Source organism: Spirillospora sp. NPDC046719, assembly GCF_040645715.1.
In the GTDB taxonomy this organism is placed as follows: Bacteria; Actinomycetota; Actinomycetes; order Streptosporangiales; family Streptosporangiaceae; genus Spirillospora.
Genome location: NZ_JBEYYT010000578.1, coordinates 1 through 5,025, shown reverse-complemented (window position 1 = coordinate 5,025; position 5,025 = coordinate 1). Strand labels below are relative to the sequence as shown.

At 74.9% G+C, this 5,025-nt stretch carries 5 protein-coding genes; 3 read left to right on the top strand and 2 right to left on the bottom strand.

Going from position 1 to position 5,025, the window contains the following annotated elements; all coding sequences use genetic code 11:
- The first annotated feature begins 180 nt into the window (after nt 1-180).
- Nucleotides 181-1,239: a potassium channel family protein gene (locus tag ABZ914_RS46430; RefSeq protein ID WP_500201048.1), complete on the top strand. Its 1,059-nt coding sequence runs from the start codon at nt 181-183 to the stop codon at nt 1,237-1,239.
- A 298-nt stretch (nt 1,240-1,537) separates the two neighbouring features.
- Here ABZ914_RS46430 and ABZ914_RS46425 read toward each other — a convergent pair whose 3' ends face one another.
- Nucleotides 1,538-2,488 carry a phosphoribulokinase gene (locus tag ABZ914_RS46425; RefSeq protein ID WP_190862923.1) on the bottom strand — a complete coding sequence of 317 codons (951 nt, stop codon included), beginning with the start codon at nt 2,486-2,488 and terminating at the stop codon, nt 1,538-1,540.
- A 181-nt stretch (nt 2,489-2,669) separates the two neighbouring features.
- On the opposite strand from ABZ914_RS46425, the gene ABZ914_RS46420 reads away from it, so the two are divergent.
- Both ABZ914_RS46420 and ABZ914_RS46415 read left to right on the top strand, forming a co-directional pair.
- Complete coding sequence (locus tag ABZ914_RS46420; protein WP_151542498.1) at nt 2,670-3,326, top strand: response regulator; 657 nt, start codon at nt 2,670-2,672, stop codon at nt 3,324-3,326.
- A complete protein-coding gene (locus ABZ914_RS46415) occupies nt 3,323-4,516 on the top strand; it encodes a GAF domain-containing sensor histidine kinase (protein WP_500201047.1) in 1,194 nt (397 codons plus the stop codon). Before ABZ914_RS46420 ends, ABZ914_RS46415 begins: the two co-directional genes overlap by 4 nt.
- Here ABZ914_RS46415 and ABZ914_RS46410 read toward each other — a convergent pair.
- Nucleotides 4,503-5,025: saccharopine dehydrogenase family protein (locus ABZ914_RS46410; RefSeq protein ID WP_500201046.1), on the bottom strand; the 523-nt coding region annotated here is incomplete at its 5' end. The two genes, ABZ914_RS46415 and ABZ914_RS46410, sit on opposite strands and share 14 nt — an antisense overlap.

Below are 5,025 nucleotides of genomic sequence, written 5' to 3'. Positions count from 1 at the left end.
ATCTTCGGCGAGCGCCCGCCCGCCCGCCCTGCGCCCCACCTTCGGCCGCCCGGCGGCACCCCGGCGCTTGCCCCCCACCGCCCAACCCCGCGGTCCGGTCACGCACCGTGGCCGTCTCCCAGAGCATCACAGGCATTTCCGGGCTTGACGCGGTATTTCGCCTGCTGGCACGCTGCGCGAATGCCGATCATCCTGCTGCGGCTGGCGCACCGCGTCGCGGCGCGGTCCTGGCGCGCGCCCGCCCTGGTGCTGCTGGCGGCGTTCGGGGTCGGCTGGCTGCTGATCGCGGTGTTCGAGAAGCCCGGCGCCGAGATCAAGCGGCCGTGGAACTACATCTGGTACTTCTTCGTCAGCGGCACCTCCACCGGTTACGGCGACCTGTACCCGTCCTCGACGGGCGGCCGGATCGGCGGCGTGATCGTGATCGTGGCCGGGCTCACCGCGGGGCTCGTGCTGTTCGCCGAGCTGACGCTCTGGATGGCGAGGGGCAGGACCATGCGGGCCAACGGCCAGGCGCAGTTGCACGTGAAGCGGCACATCGTGGTCGTCGGGTACGAGCGGGACGGGCTGCGCGCCATCATCACCCAGCTGCGCGCCGACCCGGCGTTCGCCCGCACCCCGGTCGTCACGGTCTTCTGGCCCGGCGAGCTGGCCGGCGAGAACCCCGACCCGGAGCTGTACGACGTGGTCGCCTTCGACGACACCGCCTACCAGAGGGCCTGCCTGGAGGCGGCGCGGACGGTCGTGGTGGTCGGCCGCACCGACGACGAGACCGTCCGGGTGATGCTGGGCGTCTCTGCCTACCTGCGGCGGCACGGGGAGCCGCCCGTCCACCTGCTGGCGGGCGTGCACGACGGCGGCCGCCGCGCCGAGATCACCGAGGCGCTCGCCCTCGTCGGCCCGGACATCGAGCCGGTCGACATCGACGATCCCGCCGTGGTCGCCGTCGCGATCCGCAACCCCGGCGTCGCCGCGATCTACCACAACCTCGCCAGCACCCTCGACGCCGACGGCACCCTGTACCGCGTGGACGTCCCCGAGGGCGCCGGCGAGTGGCCGCGCCTGGACGTGGCGATCTTCCTGCTGCGCCGCGGCAGCACCCTGCTCGCCGTCGGCGAGTCGCACCGTCCGAACGCCCGGTTCCGGCTGACGTCCGACCCGGGCGAGCTGGTCCGCGGCGGCCAGTCCCTGGCGGTCGTCGCCCCCGACCGCCCCCAGATTCCCTGGCACGAGCTTTAGCCTCCGGCGATTTCCGTCCTCAGCCCCGCACCCGCCCGCACTGGACCGTCCCTGACCTCAGCCGTCGCGGACCGGAACCTGGCGATCGCGCAGCGAGCCCCCAGGGCGAGTCGGAGCGATGCAGCGATCGCAGGCATTGCCCGCCGAAGGAAGGCGCCCCAGCGCCTGACGCCAAGGGCAATGCAAGGACCAGGAGAGCGCCCCTCGCGCCCGCTGGGGGCGCTCTCCCGGCCGCCGCGGTGCGCGCGGCCCGAGGCACAGGTCAAGCCCCGGGGCCTCCCCGCGCGCCCGCGGGGTCTCACGCCGCCTGGCGGTGGTCGGCGTCGAGCAGGTGGTAGAGCAGGAGGAGCTGGGTGATGGCCAGGGGGTCGCTGGTGCCGGCGTCGCCCAGGCGGCCCAGGGCGTCGGGGTCGGGCAGGCCGGCTCCCGCGCGGGCGCCGAGGCGCTCCCAGATGGCCTTCTTCACCACTTGGGACTCCTCGGGCGAGACGTAGCCGTGCACGTGCAGGGCGTCGACGGGACGCCCGTCGTCGTCGCGGTGCAGGCGCAGGTGCAGCAGCTTGTCGGCGTCGCCGGACGCGCCGTCCAGCACGTCGGCGAGCTCGGGGTGGTCGATCGTGGGGCGCAGCAGCAGCTCGGCGGACAGCGGGGTGCCGGGCGGGTCGAGCCGGCCCTCGACGGGCGCGAACCGGACGACGATGTCGGCGTACTTGCGCTGCGGCCGGATGTAGGCGGCGCTCTCCGGCTCGCGGCGGGCGAGCTCGGCCATGACCTGCTCGGGGCTGTAGCCGCGCTTGTCGCAGTCGCGGCGGACCTTCCAGGAGTGCCGGAGCGGCTCGGGCGGGTCCAGGTAGACGGTGATGTCGAAGCAGGCGCGGGCGAGCCGGGTGTGCAGGGGGAGCAGGCCCTCGACGATCACGAAGTCGCGGGGCTCGACCAGTTCCGGCCGGACGAGCTCGCCGGTGGCGTGGTCGTAGACGGGCTTGAGGATCGGCTCGCCCATCGAGAGCAGCTGCAGGTGCTGCTCCATGATGTCGATGTGGTTGCAGTCGGGGTGCAGCGCCGTGAACGGCTTCCCGGCGCGCTCGGCCCGGTCGTAGCGGTGGTAGTCGTCGACGCAGACGGCCGTCATCCGCTCGGCCCCCAGGCACCGTACAAGCCCCCTGGTCAGTGTGGTCTTGCCCGCGGCGCTGTCCCCGGCGATGGCGAGCATGACGGGGCGGCGGCCCGACCCGCGCGCCCGGAGCATATGCACGATCCGATGGGGCACCTTGCTCCTCCGTCCTGCGGAATCCCGTTTTCGACAGGGAGAGTACGGCGGTCGCGGCGCGGGTGCGTCCCCCGGTCGGGTGAGAGCGGGGGTGAGATGGCGGGAGGCCCGGCCGCAGCGGGGCTACTGGTGAGTAGCTTCGGGTTGTTATCGTGCCGGAATGGGCGCCCCCGTACGCGTCGTCCTGGTGGACGACCACGAGATGATCCTCGCCGGACTCCAGGCGATGCTGGCCGGATTCGCCGGGCGGGTGCGCGTCGTCGGACAGGCGGGGACGGGGGAGGAGGCCACCCGCCTGGTCACCACGCTGCGCCCCGACGTCGTCCTGCTGGACGTGCGGCTCGGCCCCGAGAGCGGCCTCGACCTGTGCCGGCTGCTCACCGGCCGCGTCCCCGAGGCGCGGGTGGTTTTCCTGTCGGTGTACGACGACGAGCAGTACGTCTTCGAGGCGCTGCGCGCCGGGGCGGGCGGCTACCTGCTGAAACGGGTGGACGGCCCGGAGCTGGTGCGGCGCCTGGAGGAGGTCGCGCAGGGCGAGACCGTCGTCGACCCGACGCTCGCCGGGCGGATGGCGGTGACGGCGGCCCGGCTGACCCGCGGCGAGTTCTGGCCCGGCGCGAACCGGGGGCTGACGCAGCGCGAGAGCGAGGTGCTGTCGCTGCTGGTCGGCGGGCTGTCCAACAAGGCGATCGCGGCCCGGCTGGTGCTCAGCGAGGAGACGGTGAAGAGCCACCTGCGGGCGCTGTACCGCAAGCTCGAGGTCACCGACCGGTCCGCGGCGATCGCGGTCGCGCTGCGCGAGGGGCTGTTCCGGTGACGCCGCCATCGCCGGCCTCACCGCCGTCGCCGGCGGAACTGCTCGCCGGGCGCGGCAACGACCTGCTCATCCGGATCGTGGCGGTGGCCTGCTCGGACCGGGAGCTGCCGCGGATGGCCGAGGAGCTGGCCGGGCTGGTCGTCCGCTCGGCGCGCGCGCTGACGTTCTGCGACGTCTACGTACTGGATGACGAGGAGCGGGCGCTGGAATGGTCGGGCCCGGCCGTCCCGCTGGGGGAGGGTGACGTCGGCTGGGTGGCCGCGCACGGCCGTGCCCGCGCGCACACGGACGGACGAGGCGTCGCGATCCCCGTCCGGAGCGGGAACACCACGATCGCGGTGGTGGACGTCCGCTCCGCGGGCCCGTGCCCGGACGACGACGTCGCGCTCGTCACCGCGCTGGCGGAGCTGTTCGCCCCGGTGCTGTGCTCGTGCCGGCGGCTGCGGGCGGCCCGGGAGCGCGAGCACGCCGCCGAGCGGTTCGCCGAGCGGGCCGTCGAGGCGCAGGAGGCCGAGCGGTCCCGGCTGAGCCGGGAGATCCACGACGGCATCGCGCAGCGGCTGGCCAGCCTCGGCTTCCACCTGTCGGCGGCCGAGCGGGCGCTGCCCGAGCACCATCCGGAGGGGCTCGCGCAGATCATGGTCGCGCGGAAGCTGTGCGAGCTGGCGGCGGCGGAGACGCGCGCCGCGATCGGCGGGCTGCGGCCGCCCGTGCTGGACGACCTCGGCCTGTCCGCGGCGCTGGCGACGCTCGCCCGCGAGGCGGGGGACGGCCCGGGGCCGTCCGGCGTGATCGACGTCAGCGTGACCGTGGAGGGCGAGCTGGAGGAGGAGCTGCCCGACCACGTGCAGACCGCGCTGTACCGGATCGCGCAGGAGGCGGTCGGCAACAGCCTGCGGCACGCGTCGGCGACGTGCGTGGACCTGCTGCTGGAGCACGCGAGCGACCGGGTCCGGCTGAAGGTCACCGACGACGGCACGGGGTTCGCGGTGCGCGAGGTGTTCGCGCAAGGCGCGCGCGCGGAGCGGACCCGGCGCACCGACTCCTACGGGCTGCGCGGCATGCGCGAGCGCGCCGAGCTGCTGGGCGGCCGCGTCACCGTCACCAGCCGCCCCGGGGTCGGCACGACCGTCGAGGCGGTCATCCCCGTCCCGGGCCGCGGCCGCACCGGCCGCGCTACTTCCGGCTGAGCACCCGGAAGGCGATGCCGGCGGCCGTGAGCCGCGCGATCAGCGCGTCGCCCATCGCGGTGGCCGTGGTCACCTGCCCGGCCGTCTTCGGCAGGTCGTCGTGGGCGAGGCACAGCGCGGACTGCGCGAGCATCTTCGCGGTCTCGCCGTAGCCGGGGTCGCCGCCCGCGACCTCGGTGACGACCCGCCTCCCGCCGCCCTCGCCGACGAACTTCACGCTGAACCAGTTGCGGGCGCGGCGCTCCGGGGACGGCCCCTCGCCCGGCGCGCGGAGCCGCAGCAGCAGCGACCGGGTGGGCGGGAGCTGCGCGAGCGCGAGCAGCGCGCCGGAGCCCACCGCCATCCCGGCGGCGACGGGCAGCCGCTTGACCGCCAGGTAGTGGCCGTAGGAGAAGTCCGGGCCGTACCGGTCGAGCGCGGCGGCGGACCGCGTGACGATCTGCGGGTCGATGGTCGGCAGCGGGAGCGTCCAGCCGCCGCCGACGCGGGCCCGCGGCGCGGGCGGGCGG

Coding starts and splice junctions, on each gene's coding strand:
- ABZ914_RS46420 (WP_151542498.1), top strand. CDS start 2,670: ATGGGCGCCCCCGTACGCGTCGTCCTGGTGGACGACCACGAGATGATC.
- ABZ914_RS46425 (WP_190862923.1), bottom strand. CDS start 2,488: ATGCTCCGGGCGCGCGGGTCGGGCCGCCGCCCCGTCATGCTCGCCATC.
- ABZ914_RS46430 (WP_500201048.1), top strand. CDS start 181: ATGCCGATCATCCTGCTGCGGCTGGCGCACCGCGTCGCGGCGCGGTCC.